At 57.7% G+C, this 22,353-nt stretch carries 24 protein-coding genes; 11 read left to right on the forward strand and 13 right to left on the reverse strand.

What is annotated here, in order from left to right:
- Positions 1-129: 129 nt before the first annotated feature.
- From cysN to ACQR3R_RS16045, 3 genes are all read right to left on the reverse strand, one after another.
- Positions 130-2,028 carry a sulfate adenylyltransferase subunit CysN gene (gene cysN / locus ACQR3R_RS16035; RefSeq protein ID WP_428273258.1) on the reverse strand — a complete coding sequence of 633 codons (1,899 nt, stop codon included), beginning with the start codon at positions 2,026-2,028 and terminating at the stop codon, positions 130-132.
- A gap of 9 nt (positions 2,029-2,037) precedes the next feature.
- Positions 2,038-2,955: a sulfate adenylyltransferase subunit CysD gene (cysD, locus tag ACQR3R_RS16040; protein WP_162439268.1), complete on the reverse strand. Its 918-nt coding sequence runs from the start codon at positions 2,953-2,955 to the stop codon at positions 2,038-2,040.
- 166 nt (positions 2,956-3,121) lie between these two features.
- Complete coding sequence (locus ACQR3R_RS16045) at positions 3,122-3,880, reverse strand: Nif3-like dinuclear metal center hexameric protein (RefSeq protein ID WP_428273259.1); 759 nt, start codon at positions 3,878-3,880, stop codon at positions 3,122-3,124.
- Positions 3,881-3,982: 102 nt separating this feature from the next.
- Between ACQR3R_RS16045 and algW the strand changes: the two genes are divergently transcribed.
- The 3 genes from algW to ACQR3R_RS16060 all read left to right on the forward strand — a co-directional run bounded on the left by algW (position 3,983) and on the right by ACQR3R_RS16060 (position 8,068).
- Positions 3,983-5,143 carry a Do family serine endopeptidase AlgW gene (gene algW, locus ACQR3R_RS16050; RefSeq protein ID WP_428273260.1) on the forward strand — a complete coding sequence of 387 codons (1,161 nt, stop codon included), beginning with the start codon at positions 3,983-3,985 and terminating at the stop codon, positions 5,141-5,143.
- Positions 5,144-5,230: 87 nt separating this feature from the next.
- On the forward strand, positions 5,231-7,336 hold the full coding sequence (locus ACQR3R_RS16055; RefSeq protein WP_428273261.1) for a TonB-dependent siderophore receptor: 2,106 nt from the start codon (positions 5,231-5,233) through the stop codon (positions 7,334-7,336).
- A 12-nt stretch (positions 7,337-7,348) separates the two neighbouring features.
- Entirely contained in the window at positions 7,349-8,068 is a 720-nt protein-coding gene (locus ACQR3R_RS16060; protein WP_428273262.1) for a DUF4198 domain-containing protein, read from the forward strand.
- A 119-nt stretch (positions 8,069-8,187) separates the two neighbouring features.
- Here the strand turns inward: ACQR3R_RS16060 and hisC are convergent, their stop codons facing one another.
- The 10 genes from hisC to ACQR3R_RS16110 all read right to left on the reverse strand — a co-directional run bounded on the left by hisC (position 8,188) and on the right by ACQR3R_RS16110 (position 16,211).
- A complete protein-coding gene (hisC, locus tag ACQR3R_RS16065; RefSeq protein ID WP_428273263.1) occupies positions 8,188-9,240 on the reverse strand; it encodes a histidinol-phosphate transaminase in 1,053 nt (350 codons plus the stop codon).
- A gap of 2 nt (positions 9,241-9,242) precedes the next feature.
- The gene (gene hisD, locus ACQR3R_RS16070; RefSeq protein WP_428273264.1) at positions 9,243-10,568 is read right to left on the reverse strand and encodes a histidinol dehydrogenase; all 1,326 of its coding nucleotides are present in this window, start codon (positions 10,566-10,568) and stop codon (positions 9,243-9,245) included.
- A gap of 125 nt (positions 10,569-10,693) precedes the next feature.
- Positions 10,694-11,329 carry an ATP phosphoribosyltransferase gene (gene hisG / locus ACQR3R_RS16075; protein WP_007901570.1) on the reverse strand — a complete coding sequence of 212 codons (636 nt, stop codon included), beginning with the start codon at positions 11,327-11,329 and terminating at the stop codon, positions 10,694-10,696.
- Positions 11,330-11,540: 211 nt separating this feature from the next.
- Positions 11,541-12,806 carry a UDP-N-acetylglucosamine 1-carboxyvinyltransferase gene (gene murA, locus ACQR3R_RS16080; RefSeq protein WP_428273265.1) on the reverse strand — a complete coding sequence of 422 codons (1,266 nt, stop codon included), beginning with the start codon at positions 12,804-12,806 and terminating at the stop codon, positions 11,541-11,543.
- Between the two features lie 22 nt (positions 12,807-12,828).
- Positions 12,829-13,068 (reverse strand): BolA/IbaG family iron-sulfur metabolism protein, encoded by a 240-nt coding sequence (locus ACQR3R_RS16085; protein WP_428273266.1) that lies wholly within the window; start codon positions 13,066-13,068, stop codon positions 12,829-12,831.
- A 114-nt stretch (positions 13,069-13,182) separates the two neighbouring features.
- A complete protein-coding gene (locus tag ACQR3R_RS16090) occupies positions 13,183-13,488 on the reverse strand; it encodes an STAS domain-containing protein (RefSeq protein ID WP_428273267.1) in 306 nt (101 codons plus the stop codon).
- Positions 13,485-14,126: an ABC transporter substrate-binding protein gene (locus ACQR3R_RS16095; protein ID WP_428273268.1), complete on the reverse strand. Its 642-nt coding sequence runs from the start codon at positions 14,124-14,126 to the stop codon at positions 13,485-13,487. The genes ACQR3R_RS16090 and ACQR3R_RS16095 overlap by 4 nt, the downstream gene beginning before the upstream one ends.
- Positions 14,127-14,137: 11 nt before the next feature.
- Complete coding sequence (mlaD, locus tag ACQR3R_RS16100) at positions 14,138-14,605, reverse strand: outer membrane lipid asymmetry maintenance protein MlaD (protein WP_428273269.1); 468 nt, start codon at positions 14,603-14,605, stop codon at positions 14,138-14,140.
- Complete coding sequence (mlaE, locus tag ACQR3R_RS16105; RefSeq protein WP_428273270.1) at positions 14,605-15,402, reverse strand: lipid asymmetry maintenance ABC transporter permease subunit MlaE; 798 nt, start codon at positions 15,400-15,402, stop codon at positions 14,605-14,607. The genes mlaD and mlaE overlap by 1 nt, the downstream gene beginning before the upstream one ends.
- The gene (locus ACQR3R_RS16110) at positions 15,402-16,211 is read right to left on the reverse strand and encodes an ATP-binding cassette domain-containing protein (protein ID WP_428273271.1); all 810 of its coding nucleotides are present in this window, start codon (positions 16,209-16,211) and stop codon (positions 15,402-15,404) included. Before ACQR3R_RS16110 ends, mlaE begins: the two co-directional genes overlap by 1 nt.
- A 276-nt stretch (positions 16,212-16,487) precedes the next feature.
- Between ACQR3R_RS16110 and ACQR3R_RS16115 the strand changes: the two genes are divergently transcribed.
- The 8 genes from ACQR3R_RS16115 to ptsN all read left to right on the forward strand — a co-directional run bounded on the left by ACQR3R_RS16115 (position 16,488) and on the right by ptsN (position 22,352).
- Complete coding sequence (locus ACQR3R_RS16115; protein WP_428273272.1) at positions 16,488-17,462, forward strand: KpsF/GutQ family sugar-phosphate isomerase; 975 nt, start codon at positions 16,488-16,490, stop codon at positions 17,460-17,462.
- Entirely contained in the window at positions 17,462-17,986 is a 525-nt protein-coding gene (locus ACQR3R_RS16120) for an HAD hydrolase family protein (RefSeq protein ID WP_428273273.1), read from the forward strand. The genes ACQR3R_RS16115 and ACQR3R_RS16120 overlap by 1 nt, the downstream gene beginning before the upstream one ends.
- A 7-nt stretch (positions 17,987-17,993) precedes the next feature.
- The gene (lptC, locus tag ACQR3R_RS16125) at positions 17,994-18,566 is read left to right on the forward strand and encodes an LPS export ABC transporter periplasmic protein LptC (protein ID WP_428273274.1); all 573 of its coding nucleotides are present in this window, start codon (positions 17,994-17,996) and stop codon (positions 18,564-18,566) included.
- Complete coding sequence (gene lptA, locus ACQR3R_RS16130) at positions 18,553-19,086, forward strand: lipopolysaccharide transport periplasmic protein LptA (RefSeq protein WP_428273275.1); 534 nt, start codon at positions 18,553-18,555, stop codon at positions 19,084-19,086. Before lptC ends, lptA begins: the two co-directional genes overlap by 14 nt.
- The gene (lptB, locus tag ACQR3R_RS16135) at positions 19,086-19,811 is read left to right on the forward strand and encodes an LPS export ABC transporter ATP-binding protein (RefSeq protein WP_162439253.1); all 726 of its coding nucleotides are present in this window, start codon (positions 19,086-19,088) and stop codon (positions 19,809-19,811) included. Before lptA ends, lptB begins: the two co-directional genes overlap by 1 nt.
- Positions 19,812-19,996: 185 nt before the next feature.
- Positions 19,997-21,490, forward strand: a complete 1,494-nt coding sequence (locus ACQR3R_RS16140; protein ID WP_428273276.1) for an RNA polymerase factor sigma-54 — start codon at positions 19,997-19,999, stop codon at positions 21,488-21,490.
- Between the two features lie 76 nt (positions 21,491-21,566).
- Positions 21,567-21,875: a ribosome hibernation-promoting factor, HPF/YfiA family gene (gene hpf / locus ACQR3R_RS16145; RefSeq protein WP_259499395.1), complete on the forward strand. Its 309-nt coding sequence runs from the start codon at positions 21,567-21,569 to the stop codon at positions 21,873-21,875.
- 12 nt (positions 21,876-21,887) lie between these two features.
- Complete coding sequence (gene ptsN, locus ACQR3R_RS16150; RefSeq protein WP_428273277.1) at positions 21,888-22,352, forward strand: PTS IIA-like nitrogen regulatory protein PtsN; 465 nt, start codon at positions 21,888-21,890, stop codon at positions 22,350-22,352.
- The last annotated feature ends 1 nt before the right edge of the window (position 22,353 follow it).

The raw sequence follows: 22,353 nt of genomic DNA on the forward strand, positions 1-22,353 counted from the left end.
GTATTGACTGAAACACCGCAATCGCCAGCAGGCTGGCTCCCACAGTTGACCGAGTTGAACCGAGTTGAACCGAAATAAAAAACCCGCCGATGATCACTCATCGGCGGGTTTTTTATTAATGGCTAAGGCTTAGATCGCGCCGCGCTGACGCAGCAGATCCAGCACTTGCTTGACGCTTTCTTCCAGCGACAGCGACTGGGTGTCGACTATAAGGTCGGCATTCAGCGGCACGTCGTAAGGGAAGGACTCGCCAGGAATGTTATCGCCACCCGCCGCGTACAGGCCTTGCGGGTCACGCTCAGCACACACCGTCGGCGAGGCTTGCACATAAACGGTCAGCAAACGTTCTTTGCCGATCAGGTCTTTAGCCTGCTCGCGACCTTCTGCACTCGGCGCAACAAACGCTGCCAGGGTCAGCAAACCGGCTTCGTTGAACTGTCGTGCAACATGAGCTGCACGACGCCAGTTCTCGGTGCGCCCGGCGCGATCCTGCGGCAGACCTTTGTTCAGGTCGTGACGCAGGTTCTGACCGTCGAGTACAAACACCGCGCGGCCCATGTCGAACAGCTTGCGTTCAACAGCGTAGGCCAAGGTGCTTTTGCCTGCGCCCGACAAGCCACTGAACAACACGGTGGCCGGCTGCTGGCCGAAACGCTGTGCGCGTTCGTCGGTCGCAACGTGCGCCAGTTTGCCATGATGGGTGCTGCCGCCACTCGCCGATGGCTGGGCGATGATCATGCCGGCGGCGACGGTACCGTTGGTCAAACGATCGATGACGATAAACGAACCGGTGGTGCGATTGCTCGCATAGCCATCCAGCGCGATAGCGGCGTCGAGGCTAATTTTGACCCGACCGATTTCGTTCAACTGCAGCGAGCTGGCGGGGCCTTCTTCCAGCGTATTCACGTCAACGCGATTAACGATGCTGGTGATCGAACCCGGCACGTAACTCGTGGCGCGTTTGATGTCGTACTTCTTGCCCGGCAGCATCGGCTCTTCAGCCATCCACACCAGCATGGCGTCGAAAGCGTCGGTCACTTGCGGCAGGTTGTCGGCGTGTACCAGCAAGTCACCGCGCGAGATGTCGATCTCGTCTTCCATGGTCAGCGTCACCGCTTGGCCAGGACCGGCGTGCTCCAGCTCACCCTCGAAGGTGACGATGGATTTCACGCGGCTGCTTTTGCCCGACGGCAGCACAACCACTTCGTCGCCCTTGTGCACGATACCGCTGGCCAATGTGCCAGCGAAACCACGGAAGTTCAGGTTCGGACGGTTGACGTACTGCACAGGGAAACGCAGGTCGGTGTAGTTGCGGTCGTTCGCGATTTCGACGCTTTCAAGAATTTCCATCAGCGACTGGCCGGTGTACCACGGCGAGCGCTCGGACTTGTTCACGACATTGTCGCCCTTGAGCGCCGACATCGGAACGAACGCCATGGTGGTCGGTTTGAAGGCAATGCCTTCGGCGAACTTCAGGTAATCGGCCTTGATCGACTCGAAGACGCTTTGGTCAAAACCATTGATGTCCATCTTGTTGACGGCCACCACGATGTGTTTGATGCCCAGCAACGAGGCGATGAAGCTGTGGCGACGGGTCTGGGTCTGCACGCCGTAACGGGCATCGATCAGGATGATCGCTAGGTCACAGGTAGACGCACCGGTGGCCATGTTGCGGGTGTACTGCTCATGGCCGGGGGTGTCGGCGATGATGAATTTGCGTTTGGCGGTGGAGAAATAGCGGTAGGCGACATCGATGGTGATGCCCTGCTCACGCTCGGCCTGCAGGCCGTCGACCAGCAATGCCAGGTCGATATCGTCGCCGGTAGTGCCGACTTTTTTCGAGTCGCGGGTGATGGCTTCCAGGTGATCTTCGTAGATCATTTTGGAGTCGTGCAGCAGGCGCCCGATCAGGGTGCTCTTGCCGTCGTCGACGTTGCCACAGGTCAGAAAGCGCAGCATTTCCTTGCGTTCGTGCTGGCCCAGGTAGGCGAGGATGTCCTCGCTGATCAAATCAGATACGTGCGACATGACAACCCCTTAGAAATAACCCTGACGTTTCTTTTCTTCCATCGAGCCTGCGCCATCGTGGTCGATGACTCGGCCCTGGCGCTCGGAAGTTCGCGTCAGGAGCATTTCCTGAATGATGTCGGTCAGGCTGGTGGCCTCGGACTCGACCGCACCGGTCAGCGGGTAGTCACCCAGTGTACGGAACCGGACTTTCTTCTTGACGATACGCTTCTTGTCTTCGTCGCTCAGGTGATTGAGCAGGCGCTCGTCGTCGATCATGATCCAGGTGCCATTCATCTCGATAACGTCGCGCTCGGCGGCGAAATACAGCGGCACAATCGGGATGCCTTCGAGGTAGATGTACTGCCAGATGTCGAGTTCGGTCCAGTTCGACAGCGGGAAAACGCGGATCGATTCGCCCTTGTTGACGTTGCCGTTGTAGACGTTCCACAACTCTGGACGCTGGTTTTTCGGGTCCCAGCGGTGCTTGGTATCGCGGAAGGAATACACGCGCTCTTTGGCACGGGACTTCTCTTCATCACGACGGGCGCCGCCGAAAGCTGCATCGAAACCGTACTTGTCGAGGGCCTGCTTAAGGCCTTCGGTTTTCATGATATCGGTGTGTTTGGCACTGCCGTGGGTCAGCGGGTTGATGCCCTGCGCGACGCCATCGGGGTTCACGTGTACCAGCAGGTCAAGGCCCAGTTCTTCGACCATGCGGTCGCGGAATGCGTACATTTCCTTGAACTTCCACCGGGTGTCGACGTGCATCACCGGGAACGGCAGTTTGCCTGGGAAGAATGCCTTGCGTGCAAGGTGCAGCATCACGGCGGAATCTTTACCGACGGAGTACAGCATCACCGGGTTATCGAACTCGGCGGCGACCTCGCGGATGATGTGGATGCTTTCGGCCTCCAGCTGTTTCAGATGCGTCAGTTTGTCGACCATGGCTACTCACGAAAACGATCTTATGGACGGCCAGCGGGCCGTGTTCGAGCGGGGAATCCTAGCACAGCGACCTCTTCTAATCAGGGCACCATCTAGATCGAAAGGGTATATCAATATACCTGCCTGTTCGGGCGCCACAGCTCCCACATTTGGATTGTGGTGTTAATCAGATCGGATTCGGGCAGTCGATGAAGATGTGCTCAAGGGCGAACCGTCGCGCCAGATAATCGCCCAGCGCCTGAACGCCGTAACGCTCGGTGGCGTGGTGACCGGCGGCGATGAAGCTGATGTCGTTTTCCCGGGCGCTGTGGAAGGTTTGCTCGGAGGCCTCGCCACTGAGGTACAGATCGACCCCGGCCAGCACCGCTTGGTCGATATAACTCTGACCGCCACCGGTGCACCAGCCAACCCGGCGGATCATCTCGCTACCTTCGATCAGCAGCGGCTCACGCCCCATGACCTCGCGTACACGTCGGGCGAAATCACGCGGCGTCACCGGCTCGTTCAATGAGCCGACCAGGCCCACCACTTTCAGGTTAGCCGGGTCGAGTGGGCCTTCAACGGTAATGTCCAACTGACGCGCGAGTTGCACGTTGTTGCCCACATCCGGATGCAGATCCAACGGCAAATGGTAGGACAACAGGCTGATATCGTGCTTGAGCAGGGTTTTCAGCCTACGCTGCTTCATGCCGGTGATGCACGGGTTCTCCCCTTTCCAGAAGTACCCGTGATGCACCAGCACCAGATCGGCCTCAGCCTCAACAGCGGCGTCGAGTAACGCCTGGCTTGCGGTGACGCCGCTGACGATGCGCATCACCTGCGGCCGGCCCTCGACCTGCAAACCGTTGGGACAGTAATCGGCAATCTTTGCACTGCTCAGATAACGATCGGCTTCTTCGACCAGGGTGCTCAAGGCGACGGCCATAAAAGACTCCTAAATATCCCGTTCAGAGGCGCGCTCGGCCTCGTATAATGCGCGACATTATGGGCGGTCTCATACCGCCTGCAACCTTTCAGGACGTGCTTAATGCTCAAGGCGCTGCGTTTTTCCGGCTGGCCGCTGTTGGCCGGCGTGCTTATCGCTCTGTTGATAATCCAGCGTTACCCCGAGTGGGTCGGACTCCCGAGCCTCGACGTCAACCTGCAGCAAGCCCCGCAAACCACCAGCGTGCAGCAAGGCCCCGTGTCTTATGCGGACGCGGTGACGATTGCCGCGCCGGCAGTGGTAAACCTGTACACCACCAAGGTGATCAACAAACCCAACCATCCATTGTTTGAGGATCCGCAGTTCCGCCGTTTCTTCGGTGATAACTCGCCCAAGCAGAAGCGCATGGAATCAAGCCTCGGCTCGGGTGTGATGATGAGCCCGGAAGGCTATATCCTGACCAACAACCACGTGACCACTGGCGCCGACCAGATAGTGGTGGCGCTCAAGGATGGCCGTGAAACGCTGGCTCGAGTGATCGGCAGCGACCCCGAAACCGACCTCGCTGTATTGAAGATCGACCTGAAGAACCTGCCATCGATCACCATCGGCCGCTCCGACAACATCCGTATCGGCGACGTGGCGCTGGCCATCGGCAATCCGTTCGGTGTCGGCCAAACCGTGACCATGGGCATCATCAGCGCCACCGGGCGTAATCAGTTGGGCCTGAACAACTACGAAGACTTCATCCAGACCGACGCCGCCATCAACCCCGGCAACTCCGGCGGCGCGCTGGTGGATGCCAATGGCAATCTGACCGGCATCAACACGGCGATCTTCTCCAAGTCGGGCGGCTCACAGGGCATTGGTTTCGCGATCCCGATCAAGTTGGCCATGGAAGTGATGAAATCAATCATCGAGCACGGCCAGGTGATTCGCGGCTGGCTGGGTATCGAAGTGCAACCACTGACTCAGGAACTGGCGGAGTCGTTTGGCTTGTCGGGACGTCCGGGCATTGTGGTTGCCGGGATTTTCCGCGACGGTCCGGCGCAGAAGGCCGGCCTGCAACTGGGCGACGTCATCCTTTCTATTGACGGCGAGCCCGCGGGCGATGGTCGTCGTTCGATGAACCAGGTCGCCCGAATAAAACCGACGGACAAGGTCACGATACAGGTGATGCGCAACGGCAAGGAGCTGAAGCTCACCGCCGAGATCGGCTTGCGCCCTCCGCCTGCACCGATCAAGGAAAAAGAAGAAGAGTAAGCGCTAGCCCGAGCAGCTCGGGCTAACAGCAGATAGTCTCATTGGATATGTTATATTGTTTCAATATCACTATTGGAACAACATAACATGTCGTCTCGAATAATGGCCTCTGTGGCAAGTGTTGCCCTTGGCCTGCTGGGTGATCCGGTCTTCGCCGAAGAACCCTCCCCCCTTGAACTGGACGCCATCAGCGTCACCTCCGACTACGAATCCCCAACCGGCCCGGTCAACGGCTATCGCGCAACCCGCTCCGCAAGCGCGACCAAAACCGACACTGCGCTACGCGACATTCCGCAATCCATCAGCGTGATCCCGGCAAGCGTGCTCAAGGATCTCGGCAGCACCAGCGTCGAGCGTGCACTGGATTTTGCCGGTGGTGTGTCGAAACAAAACAATTTCGGCGGTTTGACGCTTTACGAATACAGCGTACGTGGCTTCACCACGTCGGAATTCTACAAGGACGGTTTCAGCGCCAACCGTGGCTACCCGAGCACGCCCGATGTGGCCAACATCGAACGCATCGAAGTGCTTAAAGGCCCGGCCGCCAGCCTTTACGGCCGGGGCGATCCGGGCGGTACGGTCAATATCGTCACCAAAAAACCTCAGCCCGAAGCCTTCACCACGTTGCAAACCAGTGCCGGCAGTTGGGATCGATATCGCACCGCACTGGACGTCAATACGCCGCTGGATGACGAGGGCAACGTGTTGTCCCGAGTCAACCTGGCGGTCGAAGACAATCACAGCTTTCGCGATCACGTCGACAGCCACCGCGTATTCGTTGCGCCCTCCTTCAGTTGGCAGTTGAACCCCGACACCCACCTCTTGCTCGAAAGCGAATTTGTCCGCCATAACTCCACGTTCGACCGCGGTATTGTCGCGCCGAACAATACGTGGAGCGGCGTATCGCGCTCGACCTTTCTTGGCGAACCTAACGATGGCGACATCGATAACCACAACAACATGTTGCAAGCCGCCCTCGACCATCAACTGAACGACCGCTGGAGCCTGCGCCTGGCCAGCCATTACAAGGAAGGCAAACTGTGGGGATTCGCCTCCGAAGCCCGCCCGTTGAACGCCGACGGCCACACCGTCAATCGCCGCTACCGCGAGCGTGACAATGATTGGCACGACAGCATTACTCAGCTCGAACTGCGCGGGCTGTTCGACGTCGGCAGTTGGCAACATGAATTACTGATCGGCACCGAATACGAGAACTACCGCAAAAAAGAACGGGTGACGACCATCGCCGGCAGCCCTTATGCCATCGACATTTATCAACCGGTGTACGGCCAACCAAAACCCGACGGCGCGCGGTCGGGCACCGATTTTTTCAAGCATGTCGAAAGCCAGGCCCTGAACGTGCAAGACCAGATCGTCTTCAGCGACAAACTGCGCGGAATGCTCGGCGCACGCTTTGAGCATTTCGAGCAACGCATCGACGATCACACACGCAGCGCGACCAGCCGTCAGCGCCACGACGCTTTGACCCAGCGCGCCGGCCTGCTCTATCAACTGACGCCCGACATCGGACTGTTCGCCAACGCATCCACCTCCTTCAAACCGAACAACGGCTTGGACGCGGGCGGTAAATCGTTCGACCCGGAACAAGGCGTCGGTTACGAAATCGGGATCAAGAGCGAGCTGTTCGACGAACGCCTTAGCAGCACCCTCGCCGCGTTTCATATTGAAAAGGAAAACGTCCTCGCGCTAGACCCCGCAACCGACACCAGCCGCGCCATGGGCAAGGCCCGCAGCCAGGGTTTCGACCTGCAAGTGACCGGGCAAGTCACTGATGCGGTGCGCGTCATCGGCGCCTTCGCTTACATCGACGCCGAGGTCACCGAGGGTGACGCCGTGATACCCGCCGGCAGCCGAATCCTTGGCGTAGCCAAACGCAGCGGCAGCCTGCTGGCGGTTTATGAATTTCAGGATGGTCGTTTACGCGGTTCGGACGTCGGCGCTGCGTTCACGTATGTCGGCGATCGTTCGGGAGAGTCTGGTAGCGATTTCGAACTGCCGGCCTATCACACCGTCGACCTGCTGGCGCACTACAAGGCCACCGAGAACATCACCGTGGGCCTGAACCTGAACAATCTTTTCGACGAGAAATACTTTGAGCGCTCGTACAGCAACTACTGGGTCAATCCCGGCGAGCCGCGCAATTTCACCGTCAGCCTGACACTCAATCTGTAAAAGGACGTCACCTTGCAACCTCTAAAATCATTGGCACTGCTAGGGCTGCTGTTTGCGACCCACGTATCGGCTCACGGGCTATGGACCGAAGAGCGCCGCGGCAATATCGAAGTCATCTACGGTCACGGCGCCGAGGACAATGCTTTCAAGGCGCAAAAAATCAGCGGTGCCTGGGCGTATGACCTCAACGGCAAAATGATTCCGGTGACGGTGCAACGTTTGCCTGATCACGCCCGATTACAACCGTTGAAATCGCCAGCAGTGATGGCGCTAGCGCTGGATAACGGCATGTGGTCGCAAACCGCTGACAAAAAATGGATCAACCAGGGACGTAGCAAAGTGCCGGGGGCGATAGAGTCGACCCAGACATTCAAATACAGCCTCGCGATTTATCAGCCAGGGGCGAAGTTGCCGAAACTGGATCAGCTGAAATTGCTGATTCTGCCTGAGGTCGACCCGCTAACAGTCGGGCCGGGGAATTTGTTGCCGGTGCGGGTGCTGCTGGATGGTAAACCGGCAGCGGGAGTGAAGTTGGTGGGTGATTACCGCAGTGCGCCGAGTACCTTGAGCACTGAAACCGACGCGCAAGGTCGGGCGCAGGTGCTGGTGCGCAACGAGGGGTTGAATGTGATTGCAGCGCAGATGGAAATCGCCCTACAGGACAACCCGGATGTAGCAACGCGTGGGGTGTTCAGTTCGCTGACGTTCCTGGGTGAAGCGCATCACGAGTAACACTTGAGGCCGGCTGCGCTCCATTCGCAAGCAAGCCTGCCTCCACCTCGGATGTGTGAATGACACAGATCCAATGTGGGAGCGGGCTTGCTCGCGAACGGGACAATGACGAAAGCGATTTACAGGTCGCCTAGGCCGTCGATCAAGGCCTGATTCTGCTCTGGCGTACCGATCGAAATACGCAAGAATTGTGCGATACGCTCCTGCTTGAAGTGCCTCACGATCACGCCTTGCTCACGTAACTTCGCCGCCAGGCCTGCCGCATCGTGCTGGGGGTGGCGAGCAAAGATGAAGTTCGCCGCCGACGGCAACACTTCAAAGCCCTTGGCCTGGAGCTGCCCAACCACGTTGTCGCGGTTCTCGATCACCAATCGACAGGTCTTGTCGAAATACTCGCGATCATCGAACGCGGCAGCGGCGCCGACATTGGCCATGCGATCCAGCGGATAGGAGTTGAAGCTGTTTTTGATTCGCTCCAGCGCTTCAATCAGCTCCGGATGGCCGACCGCAAAACCCACTCGCAAACCAGCCAGCGAACGGGATTTGGACAGGGTCTGAGTCACCAGCAAATTCGGATAACGGTCTACCAGGCTAATGGCTGTCTGACCGCCGAAGTCGATGTAAGCCTCATCCACCACTACGACCGAGTCCGGGCTGCCCTTGAGAATTTGCTCAACGGCATCCAGCGCCAACAGGCAACCGGTAGGAGCGTTCGGGTTAGGGAAAATAATGCCGCCATTCGGCTTGGCGTAATCGGCCGGATCAATCTGGAACTGCTCATCCAGCGGCACCGCATCGAACGTAATGCCATACAACCCGCAGTAAACCGGATAGAAGCTGTAACTGATGTCCGGAAACAGCAGCGGTTTATCGTGCTGCAGCAAACCGTGAAAAATGTGCGCCAGGACTTCATCTGACCCATTGCCGAGGAACACCTGATTGCCCTGTACGCCGTAATACCGGGCGACGGCTTGTTTGAGCACATCGCTGTTCGGATCCGGGTACAGACGCAGGTTGTCATTCAGCTCGGCTTGCATCGCCGCCAATGCTTTCGGCGATGGGCCGTACGGATTTTCGTTGGTGTTGAGCTTCACCAATTTCGTCAGCTTCGGTTGTTCACCCGGCACATAAGGCACCAGGCTCTTGACGAAGGGGCTCCAGAATTTACTCATTATTATTTCCCCTGTTCGTCGTCAATGATGCGGTATTCGGCGCTACGGGCGTGGGCAGTCAACGACTCGCCACGGGCCAGCACGGAAGCAGTTTTGCCCAATTGCGACGCACCCTGCTCGGAGCAGAAGATGATCGAGGAGCGTTTCTGGAAGTCATACACGCCCAGCGGCGAGGAGAAACGCGCAGTGCCGGAGGTCGGCAATACATGGTTCGGACCTGCGCAATAATCGCCCAAGGCTTCTGAAGTGTGACGGCCCATGAAAATTGCCCCAGCGTGGCGAATATGCGGCAGCCAGGCTTGCGGATCGGCGACCGACAACTCCAGGTGCTCCGGCGCAATACGGTTGGCGACTTCGATGGCTTGTTCCATGTCGCGTACTTTGATCAACGCACCACGGCCATTGATCGAGGTTTCGATAATGTCCGCGCGCTCCATGGTCGGCATCAATTTGTTGATGCTCGCAGCCACTTTGTCGAGGAACTCGGCGTCGGGGCTGACCAGAATCGCCTGCGCATCTTCGTCGTGTTCGGCCTGGGAAAACAGGTCCATGGCGATCCAGTCCGGATCGGTCAGGCCGTCGCACACCACCAGAATTTCTGAAGGGCCGGCGATCATGTCGATGCCGACCTGACCAAACACGTGGCGCTTGGCGGTGGCGACATAGATGTTACCCGGGCCAACCACTTTATCGACTTTCGGCACGCTTTCGGTACCGTAGGCCAGCGCAGCAACGGCTTGTGCGCCGCCGATGGTAAACACCCGATCGACGCCTGCAATACAAGCAGCGGCCAGCACCAGTTCGTTGATTTCACCACGTGGCGTTGGCACCACCATCACCACTTCAGTCACGCCCGCCACTTTGGCTGGAATCGCGTTCATCAGCACCGACGACGGATACGATGCTTTACCCCCCGGCACATATAGGCCAGCGCGATCCAGTGGCGTGACCTTCTGGCCCAGCACCGTGCCGTCGGCTTCGGTGTAGCTCCAGGAATCCTGTTTCTGTTTTTCGTGGTAGCTGCGCACGCGGGTCGCGGCTTTTTCCAGGGCTTCGCGCTGGGGCACGGTGATCCGGGTCAGCGCCAGTTCCAGACGTTCGCGCGGCAGAATCAGGTCGGCCATCGAGGCGACTTGCAGGCCGTCAAACTTCTGGGTGAACTCTACCAGCGCCGCATCGCCGCGCTCGCGTACGGCTTTGATGATGTTCAGCACCCGCTGATTGACCGAGTCGTCAGACACACTTTCCCAGCTCAGCAGATGATCCAGATGATGTGCAAAATCCGGGTCAGCAGCGTTGAGTCGGCGAATTGCAGTCGGTGCGGTCATAGCGAGAGCCTCATAGGAATGGCAAAAACTCAGGCGCCCGATGCTACCGATCGATCCGCTTGGGCACCTGAGAATTCTGGCTATGAGGCGGATAGACGGGCGCGACTTAACGTCGCGCGGGTAAATCAGCCGCGGTGTCGAGACTCCACTGCCTTGCGCAGGGTGTCGATCAACGCCTGGATACGAGCGTGCTGCATTTTCATCGACGCTTTGTTGACGATCAGGCGGGAGCTGATGTCGGCAATGAAATCCTGGGGTTCCAGGCCATTGGCGCGCAAAGTGTTACCGGTGTCGACGACGTCGATGATCTTGTCTGCAAGACCGATCAGCGGTGCCAGCTCCATCGAGCCGTACAGTTTAATGATGTCGACTTGGCGACCTTGCTCGGCGTAATAACGCTTGGCTACGTTGACGAACTTGGTGGCCACGCGCAACCGTCCCTTGGGCTCGACATCGCCGACACGGCCAGCAGTCATCAGCTTGCACAGGGCAATTCGCAGGTCCAGCGGCTCGTACAAGCCTTGGCCGCCGTATTCCATCAGCACATCTTTACCCGCGACGCCCAGGTCGGCAGCACCATGCTCGACGTAAGTCGGCACATCGGTGGCGCGCACGATCAGCAGGCGCACATCGGCTTGGGTCGTGGGGATGATCAGCTTGCGGCTCTTGTCCGGATTCTCAGTCGGCACGATGCCCGCTTCAGCCAGAAGCGGCAGGGTGTCGTCAAGGATGCGGCCCTTGGACAGTGCGATGGTCAACATGGGAAACGTCAGTCCTTATCAAGGTACTCATGCCCGGTCGCAAACGGCGCCGGACACACATCGAGGCCATCACAGCCTCGATGAAGCAAATCAGTGAACAGCAAACTGTGGCGAGGGAGCTTGCTCCCGCTGGGTCGCGAAGCGGCCCCAACAGCGGGACTGCTGCGCAGTCCAACGGGAGTAAGCTCCCTCGCCACAATTGCAGCAGAAACTAGCCTGGTACGCGGCGGATCTTGGCGCCGAGCATCTGCAGCTTCTCTTCGATGCACTCATAACCACGGTCGATGTGGTAGATGCGGTCGATCAGGGTATCGCCTTCGGCGATCAACGCCGAAATCACCAGGCTGGCCGAAGCACGCAGGTCCGTCGCCATGACCGGCGCGCCTTTGAGCTTCTCGGTACCCGTCACGATGGCAGTGTTGCCTTCGACCTGGATTTTGGCGCCCATGCGGTGCAGTTCGTAAACGTGCATGAAGCGGTTTTCGAAGATCGTCTCGATCACAGCGCCTGTGCCTTCGGCAATGGCGTTGAGGGAAATGAACTGCGCTTGCATGTCGGTCGGGAACGCCGGGTACGGAGCCGTTCGCACGTTGACGGCTTTTGGCCGCTTGCCGTGCATGTTCAGCTCGATCCAGTCTTCGCCGCAGGTGATTTCAGCACCGGCTTCGCGGAGTTTTTCGAGTACGGCTTCGAGAATGGTTGGGTCGGTGTCCTTGACCTTCACACGACCACCGGTCACCGCCGCTGCCACCAGGTAAGTACCGGTTTCGATACGGTCTGGCATCACTTTGTAGGTAGCCGGGTGCAGACGCTCAACACCTTCAATGGTGATGGTGTCGGTGCCAGCGCCGGTAATTTTGGCGCCCATGGCAATCAGGAAGTTTGCCAGGTCGATGACTTCAGGTTCGCGAGCGGCGTTTTGCAGAACGCTGCGACCTTTAGCCAAAGCGGCAGCCATCATGATGTTTTCGGTGCCGGTCACGCTGACGGTGTCGAAGAAGAAGTGCGCACCGCGCAAACCACCTTCAGGCGCCTTGGCCTTGATGTAGCCGCCTTCGACGTCGATGACTGCGCCCATGGCCTCAAGGCCACGGATGTGCAGGTCAACCGGACGCGAACCGATGGCGCAACCGCCAGGCAGTGCAACTTCGGCTTCACCAAAACGGGCAACCATCGGACCCAATACCAAGATCGACGCACGCATGGTTTTAACCAGTTCGTACGGGGCGATCAGGGTCTTGATGGTGCGCGGGTCGATTTCGACGCTGAGTTTCTCGTCGATCACCGGCTCGATACCCATGCGACCGAACAGCTCGATCATGGTGGTGATGTCGTGCAGGTGCGGCAGGTTGGCAACGGTTACCGGGCCATCGCACAGCAAGGTTGCAGCCAGAATCGGCAGGGCGGAGTTCTTTGCCCCGGAGATGCGGATTTCGCCATCAAGACGAACGCCGCCGGTAATAATCAATTTATCCATAAGAATCTCGACGCCCTTGGGCTCAGGTGCGCTCGGCCCAGGCCGCGCTGCTGAAAAATTTCATAGTGACCGCGTGAATGCTGCCATCGGTGATCCACGGGTTCAAATGGGCATAGACCTGCTGTTGACGCTTCACCGGGCTCAAAGCCGCCAGTTCATCGCTAATCACGTTCAGCTGGAAGTTGCAGCCTTCGCCTTCAACTTCTACCTGAGTTCCAGGCAGCTTTCCTTCAAGGAAGCTCTTAACTTCGTAGGCCTGCATGCTCAACCTCAATCGGCGCCCTGTGCGCGCGGGTCGGACATCATACAAAAAAGCCCCGCGCCTGCGAACCCCGCATTCACAGGACTCGGACGGGGGGCTTCTTCGTAGATGCCGTTAGGGGTGCGCCAAAAGCTCGGTCAGTTCGCTGACCTGAGCGATTTCGCGCATATCTTCTGGCATCGCACGGATGCTCAACGGCTTGCCGACCGCTTGAGCATCACGCATGAAGCACAACAACAGCGACAAACCGACGCTGCTGGATTTAACAACCGCCGAGCAATCAACTACTAAGGCTGCGGCTGTGCTGGACTTGATCAGCGCCTGGCCTTGCTTGCGCAAATCAGGACCGCTGCGGTAATCGAGCACACCGCTGAGCAGCAGCTCGCCGGATTCGCTCATGCGAACGGCAGACTCACTCATTGGGTTTGCTTCTCGGTAGCTTCCTTGGCTTTGGCGACTTCACCGGCCCAACCATTGATGGTCTTGTCCAGATTGTTGCCATTGCGCTGCATCGCATCGGCGAACTGATCACGGAACAGCTTGCCAATGTTGATGCCGTTGATGATCACGTTGCGCAGTTTCCACTCGCCATTGATCTTCTCAAGCGTGTACTGCACTGGGTAAACAGCACCATTGCTGCCTTTTACCGTCATGCCAACGCTGGTACGGTCGCCCGACTCATCCTTGGCCGGATCAACAGTGATGCCCTGATTGTTGTACTCCAGCAAGGCATTGCCATAAAACTGGAACAAGCCCTTTTTGAAGTTCTCCTGGAAAGTCTGCATCTGCGCGGGCGTTGCCTTGCGCGAATACTTGACCGTCATGATGCTTTTGGAAATACCTTCGGCATCCACAACTGGGCCAACGATGTTGTTCAGCGCGGTGTAGAAGTCAGTTGGATCCTGTTTGTACTTCTCTTTGTTGGCGGCCAGATCGGCCAGCAACCGGTTGGTGGTGTCCTGTACCAGATCATGCGCAGAGGGCGCCGCCACGGCGTTGGCCATCAACGGCAGGGCCGCGAGCAATACCAACAGGCCACGTCGCAAGGTAGAGATCATTCAAAAGCTCCTCATTTGGCGTCTTTGCTAACGGTATTGAGCAGGAATTTACCGATCAGGTCTTCCAGTACCAGTGACGACTGAGTGTCGTGGATAGTTCCACCGTCCTTGAGCAAGGCTTCTTCGCCGCCCACGCTGATACCGATGTATTTCTCGCCCAACAGGCCAGCCGTGAGGATAGATGCAGTGGAGTCGGTCGGCAGATTATCTACGCGTTTTTCCAGTTGCATCGTCACCCGGCCAGTGAAGGTGTCGCGATCCAGATCGATTGCTGTGACCTTGCCGATGGTCACACCGGCCATGGTCACCTTCGCTCTGACCGTCAAACCGGCAATATTGTCGAAGTATGCATAAAGTTTATACGAGTCGGTCGTTGCGCTCGGAGACAGGCCACTGACCCGCAACGCAAGCAACAGCAAAGCCAGGATGCCAGCCAGCAAGAAAAGGCCGACACCGATTTCCAGGGTGCGGTTTTGCATCAGAAATCTCCAAACATCAAGGCGGTCAGAATAAAGTCCAGCCCGAGTACTGCCAACGAGGCATATACAACGGTCTTGGTAGTGGCACGACTGATCCCCTCGGATGTGGGCTCGCAATCATAGCCTTGGAATACGGCGATCCAGGTCACGACAAAAGCAAAGACGATACTTTTGATGATGCCGTTAAGCACATCGTCGGTGAACGTCACGCTGTTCTGCATGTTCGACCAGTAAGAGCCGTCATAGACTCCCAGCCAATCGACGGCCACCCACGAGCCACCCCAAATACCCACCACGCTGAAAATCATCGCCAGCACCGGCAGGGAAATGAAGCCGGCCCACAGGCGCGGGGCAATAATGTATTTGAGCGGGTCGACACCAATCATTTCCAGACTGGACAACTGCTCGGTGGACTTCATGTTGCCGATTTCAGCTGTCAGGGCAGAGCCTGCTCGACCGGCAAACAGCAAAGCGGTGACCACCGGGCCCAGTTCACGTAGCAACGTCAGGGCAACCATCTGCCCCACTGCCTGCTCGGAACCGTAGCTGGAGAGAATGTTGAAACCTTGCAGTGCCAACACCATGCCAATAAATACTCCGGAGACCACAATGATCACCAGAGACATGACGCCCACCGAATGCAGCTGCTTGATCAGCAAGCCGAAGCCGCCGCCAATGCCGCCACGGCCGAGCAAAGCGTGAAACAGGAACAACGTCGCACGACCGAAGACCGCGACGGCATCGATGGCCGACTGGCCGAACCCGCGCACTCTCTCTATTAATGAAGTTTTGCGCATCAACGCTTCCCCAGAAGATCTGCGCGGTAATCCGTCGCTGGAAAGTGGTACGCAACCGGACCGTCGGGGTCGCCTGTCATGAACTGGCGAATGCGGGGTTCGTCCGAATTCATCAATTCGTCCGGAGTACCCTGCCCCAAAACCTGTCCGTCGCCCACTACATAAATGTAATCGGCAATGCTCGCGGTCTCTGCCAGATCGTGGGACACCACGATACTGGTGATCCCCAGCGCGTCGTTGAGCAAGCGGATGAGGCGCACCAATACGCCCATGGCGATCGGGTCCTGGCCCACAAAGGGCTCGTCATACATGAGAATTTGCGGGTCGAGTGCAATGGCCCGTGCCAGCGCGACACGACGCTTCATGCCACCGGACAATTCGTCAGGCATCAGGTCGATGGCACCGCGCAAACCTACCGCCTGCAATTTGAGCAGGACAATGTCACGGATCATTTCTTCCGGTAGCTGGGTATGAACCCGTAGAGGAAAGGCGACGTTCTCGAATACATCGAGATCAGTAAACAGCGCTCCACTCTGGAACAGCACACCCATGTGCTTGCGCGCATCGAACAGATCGCTGCGCGACAGTTTCGGCAGGTTCTGACCGTTGACCCAGACTTCACCGCCGGACGGCCGCAACTGTGCGCCCATCAGCCGTAATAGCGTGGTCTTGCCACACCCGGAAGGCCCCATGATGCCGGTGACCTTGCCGCGCGGGATACGGATATCGACGTTATTGAAAATGCTGCGCGCACCGCGCTTGAAGGACAGTCCCTTCAGCTCGACCGCGTAGGCGTTATCGGCACTCATCTAAACTCCTTGCGATGCAGCCTCTCACTCGGACGCCTGTCTTTCTAACGAAAGCACATACCTCCCGGGGCAGGCCGAACTGGCGGCGAACTATATCACTGCACAGGCGAAGCACCAAAGGCCCAAGCCGGGCCATGTTCAGCAACATGACAGACTAAATGCCTCATTTAGAGCGTTTAAGTAACAAGGAATGACAATGCGCGACGAACTTGCGTGAGGGTTTTGATCATTACCGCTATAATCGCCGCCTTTTCATCAGGCTATACGATTTCTGACATGAGCCAATCCAGCGACCTGATTCAGTCTGCACAACGCACCATCCGCCTCGAACTGGAAGCCGTACAAGGCTTGCTACCCCATATCGACGCAGATTTCGTACGCGCTTGCGAGATGATTCTGGCCAGTAAAGGCCGCGTGGTTGTGGTCGGCATGGGCAAATCGGGGCATATCGGCAACAAGATTGCTGCCACCCTGGCCAGCACCGGCACCACGGCGTTCTTCGTGCACCCAGCCGAGGCCAGCCACGGTGACATGGGCATGATCACTCGTGACGATGTCATCCTGGCGCTGTCGAATTCTGGCTCTACCAATGAAATCATCACCCTGCTGCCGCTGATAAAGCGCCTGGGCATTCAACTGATCAGCATGACCGGCAACCCTCATTCGCCGCTGGCAAAAGCGGCAGAGGTCAACCTTAACGTGCACGTCGAGCACGAAGCTTGCCCGTTGAACCTGGCGCCAACCTCATCGACCACCGCCGCCCTGGTAATGGGCGACGCCATGGCGGTTGCACTGCTGGAAGCTCGCGGTTTCACTGCAGAAGATTTCGCCTTTTCACACCCGGGTGGCGCCCTTGGCCGACGCCTGCTACTTAAAGTGGAAACCGTGATGCACTCCGGACAAGAGCTGCCGCAAGTGCAACGCGGCACACTGCTTAAAGATGCCCTGATGGAAATGACCCGTAAGGGCCTGGGCATGACAGCGATTGTAGAACCGGATGGCAAGCTCGCCGGGATCTTCACCGACGGCGATTTGCGCCGCACCCTGGATCGCACCATCGACATTCATCACGCCACCATCGACGAGGTCATGACCGTTCACGGCAAGACCGCCCGAGCCGACATGCTGGCAGCTGAAGCACTGAAAATCATGGAAGATCACCGAATCAACGCGTTAGTGGTAGTGGACAAGGAAGATCGCCCGATCGGCGCCTTCAACCTGTCCGATCTACTGCGCGCAGGAGTAATGTGATGAGCAACGATCTGCTGCAACGCGGCAAAAACATCAAGCTGGCGGTATTCGACGTCGATGGCGTTCTTACCGACGGGCGCCTGTACTTCCTGGAAGACGGCAGCGAATTCAAGACGTTCAGCACCCTCGACGGTCAAGGCATCAAGATGTTGATGGCAGCCGGCGTGCAGACCGCTATCATCAGCGGCCGCAAGACCCCGGTCGTCGAGCGGCGAGCGAAGAACCTCGGCATTCCACACCTGTACCAGGGTCGTGAAGACAAACTGGTGGTGCTCGACGAGCTTCTTGGCCAACTCAACCTAAGCTATGAACAAGTCGCCTACCTGGGTGACGACTTGCCGGACCTGCCGGTGATTCGCCGCGTCGGGCTGGGTATGGCAGTGGCCAATGCCGCCAGTTTTGTGCGCGAACACGCCCACGGCATTACCCTGGCCCGTGGTGGCGAAGGTGCTGCTCGCGAATTTTGTGAATTGATCCTGCGCGCCCAGGGCCGCCTCGATGCGGCCAACGCCGCGTACCTGTGAGCCTATTATGCTGAGCAAAAAGTTTCGCAGATTCCTGCTTTTCGGTTGCATCGCTGCGATATTCGCGGCAGTCGGCTACTGGAATATCAGCCCTGAACGCTTCCTCGACAAGCCAGTGGCAAAAGTCGATGAAACCGCGATCGACTATTACGCCACCAACGCACACAGCATGCAGTTCCTGCCTGATGGCGGACTGCAGTACGACTTGACGTCCGACAAGGTCGAGCACCTCAAGGCGAGCGATGTGTCGCTGCTGACTAACCCGGACCTGAACATGTACCGCGGCACCGAGTACCCTTGGCATGTCACCAGTTTGCGTGGCGAGGTGAATCCGGACGGCACTCAGGTAGAACTGATCGACCAAGTACGTATCGCACGCACAGATGAAAAGAACCGCGAGATGATTATTACCAGTACTCGCATGACAGTCTTCCCGCAGCAGCAATATGCGCAGACCGAGCAACCCGTTAGAATCGACGGTGCTGGTGGTGTGTCGACTGGCAAGGGAATGAAAGCGTATTTGAAAGAAAGCAGGATACACCTGCTATCGAACGTAAGAGGACAGTATGAGGCTCGTTAAAACTCTCCCTATTTTGCTCAGTCTGGGCGCAGCACTGGGAAGCGCGAGCGCCTGGGCCCTGCCGACCGATAGCCAGCAACCGATCCGCATTCAGGCCGACGACGCCCAGCTAGACGACAAGCAAGGCATCGCCACCTATAAAGGCGACGTGATTATCACCCAGGGCTCGATGAAGGTTACCGGCAACACCGTCACCATCACTCGCACCCCAGCTGGCGACATCGACGTTGTGACCTCCGTGGGCAATCTGGCTTACTTCGAACAGAAGCAGAAGGCCGACTCCCCGCAGCCGGTAAAAGGCTACGGCAAGACTGTTCAGTACCATGCTCAGCAAAACCGCATCGTGTTGATCGACCAAGCCAAAGTGATCAGTGACGACGGAAGCACCACTGAAGGCGAGAAAATCGTCTACGACACGGTGAAACAAGTTGCTACCGCTGGCCGTGCCAACGGCACGCCAATCACCACGCCGCGCCAACGGATCGACATGGTGATCCCGCCGAAGCAGAAGGCCCAGTAATGGCGACTTTGAAAGCTCAGCATCTGGCCAAGGCCTATAAAAGCCGTCAGGTCGTGCGCGACGTAAGCCTGTCTATCGACAGCGGTCAGATCGTTGGCTTGCTGGGGCCTAACGGCGCCGGCAAAACCACCTGTTTCTACATGATCGTCGGCTTGGTGCAGGCCGATCAGGGCCGCGTTTTGATCGACGATCTGGACGTCAGCCACCAGCCAATGCACGGTCGTGCAAAGGCCGGTATCGGCTATCTTCCGCAAGAAGCGTCGATCTTCCGCAAACTGTCGGTGGCCGACAACATCATGGCCATCCTCGAGACCCGCAAGGAACTCGACAAGGCTGGTCGCCGCAAAGAGCTGGAAAGCTTGCTGCAGGAATTCCACATCAGCCACATCCGCGACAACCTTGGCATGAGCTTGTCAGGTGGTGAACGCCGCCGGGTAGAAATCGCTCGCGCTTTGGCGACCAATCCGAAATTCATCCTGCTCGACGAACCTTTCGCCGGCGTGGACCCGATTTCGGTAGGCGACATCAAGCAGATCATTTACCACCTGAAGGCCAAGGGCATCGGCGTGCTGATCACCGACCACAACGTCCGTGAAACCCTGGATATCTGCGAAACCGCCTACATCGTCAACGATGGACAGCTGATCGCCGAAGGTGACTCAGCGACTATCCTGGCCAACGATCTGGTCAAGGAAGTGTACCTGGGCCATGAGTTCCGCCTGTAAGCGTCGAGGTGTCTGGCTAGTCGACCGAGCGCTTGGTTCTCAATAAAAATCAATAAGTTTTTATTGTTACAGCGCTCTAGGCAAACACTTCAGTTTCAGGCATATAATTTGCTTAAGTTTGGCGCCTCGGCGCCCTGTAGTGGATGGCGCATGTGCGCCGGCGAATAAGGTGTTAAGCCCCTGCCATGAAACCATCGCTAGTCTTGAGAATGGGCCAGCAGCTGACGATGACACCTCAGCTGCAACAGGCCATCCGCCTGCTCCAATTGTCGACCCTGGACCTGCAACAGGAAATCCAGGAGGCGCTGGAGTCAAATCCGATGCTCGAACGCCAGGAAGAAGGCGACGACTTCGATAACGCCGACCCTTTGGCCGATAAAGCCGAACAGCAACCCAACACTGATGTTTCGGAACCCTCCTACCAGGAAACCGCCCCGACGGTTGATAACCTTGAGGAAGGCGACTGGAACGAACGCATCCCCAACGAACTGCCTGTCGACACCGCGTGGGAAGACGTGTACCAGACCAGTGCCAGCAGCCTGCCCAGCAACGATGACGACGAGTGGGACTTCACCACCCGCACATCGGCCGGCGAAAGCCTGCAAAGCCACTTGCTGTGGCAACTGAACCTGGCGCCGATGTCCGACACCGATCGTCTGATTGCCGTGACACTGATCGACTGCATCAACAATCAAGGCTACCTGGACGAAACACTCGAGGAAATTCTCGAGGCCTTCGACCCGGAACTGGACATCGAGCTGGACGAAATCGAAGCCGTCCTGCACCGCATCCAGCAATTCGAGCCTGCCGGCATCGGCGCGCGCAACCTGGGTGAATGCCTGTTGCTGCAATTGCGTCAGTTACCGGCCAAGACGCCGTGGCTGGCGGAAGCCAAACGCCTGGTCAGCGATTACATCGACTTGTTGGGCAGCCGTGATTACAGCCAACTGATGCGTCGCATGAAGCTCAAGGAAGATGAGCTGCGCCAGGTGATCGAGCTGGTGCAGAGCCTGAATCCGCGCCCGGGCTCACAGATCGAGTCCAGTGAAGCCGAGTACGTTGTGCCCGATGTCATCGTGCGCAAAGACAACGAGCGCTGGCTGGTCGAGCTGAATCAGGAGTCGGTGCCGCGACTGCGCGTCAACGCTCAATACGCAGGTTTTGTTCGCCGCGCCGATACCAGTGCCGACAACACGTTCATGCGTAATCAGTTGCAAGAGGCCCGGTGGTTCATCAAGAGCCTGCAAAGCCGCAACGAAACCCTGATGAAAGTTGCCACCCAGATCGTCGAACATCAGCGCGGATTCCTCGAATATGGCGACGAGGCGATGAAGCCGCTGGTGCTGCACGACATCGCCGAAGCGGTAGGCATGCACGAATCGACGATTTCACGGGTGACCACGCAAAAATTCATGCATACCCCGCGCGGTATTTATGAACTGAAATACTTTTTCTCCAGTCATGTGAGCACCTCCGAAGGCGGTGAATGCTCGTCCACGGCGATCCGCGCGATCATCAAAAAACTGGTCGCCGCGGAAAATCAGAAAAAGCCGTTGAGTGACAGCAAGATCGCTGGTTTACTGGAGGCACAAGGCATTCAGGTGGCTCGCCGCACCGTCGCCAAGTACCGCGAATCCCTCGGGATCGCGCCTTCGAGCGAACGCAAGCGGTTGATGTAACGAGCCACGCTACAGCGTTCCAGTGGCAGGCACTCCAGCCTGCCGCTTTATGCACTGGCAACGAAGGAGAAGCTGTATGCAAGTCAACATCAGTGGACACCAACTGGAAGTGACTCCCCCCCTGCGCGAGTATGTTGAGGCAAAACTCAAAAAGATCGCGGGGCATTTCGACAAAATCACCAACGTGCAAGTCACGATGACTGTCGAAAAGCTAAAGCAGAAAATCGAAGCCACACTGCATATACCCGGTGGTGAGGTGGTCGCCAACGCAGAACATGACGACATGTATGCTGCAATCGACCTGCTCACTGACAAACTGGATCGCCAACTCCTAAAGCATAAGGAAAAGACCCAGCGCCAGCTTCAGGGCGCAACCGGTCGTTAACACTCCCAACCCATGATCCGACTTGAAAGCATCCTGACCCCCGGCCGTTCTCTCGTGAACGTGCCGGGCGGCAGTAAAAAGAAAGCCCTCGAACAAATTGCCAACCTGATAGCCCGGGAAGTTCCGGATCTGGAGATGCAAGATGTCTTCGAGGCATTGATTGCTCGTGAAAAACTGGGTTCCACCGGTTTTGGCAACGGCATCGCTATTCCCCACTGCCGCCTCAAGGGCTGCACCGCGCCGATCAGTGCGCTGATGCACCTTGACGCGCCTATTGATTTCGACGCGATCGACGGCGCTCCGGTTGACCTGCTGTTCGTTCTGCTGGTCCCGCAAGCAGCCACCGACGCGCACCTGGAATTACTGCGCCAAATAGCCAGCATGCTCGACCGCAAGGAAGTGCGCGAAAAACTGCGCAGCGCCCCGAGCAATGAAGCCTTGTATCAGGTTGTCCTGAGCGAGCAAAACGGTCAGTAAA

The organism is Gordonia sp. IEGM753, assembly GCF_050321825.1.
Classification (GTDB): Bacteria; Pseudomonadota; Gammaproteobacteria; order Pseudomonadales; family Pseudomonadaceae; genus Aquipseudomonas.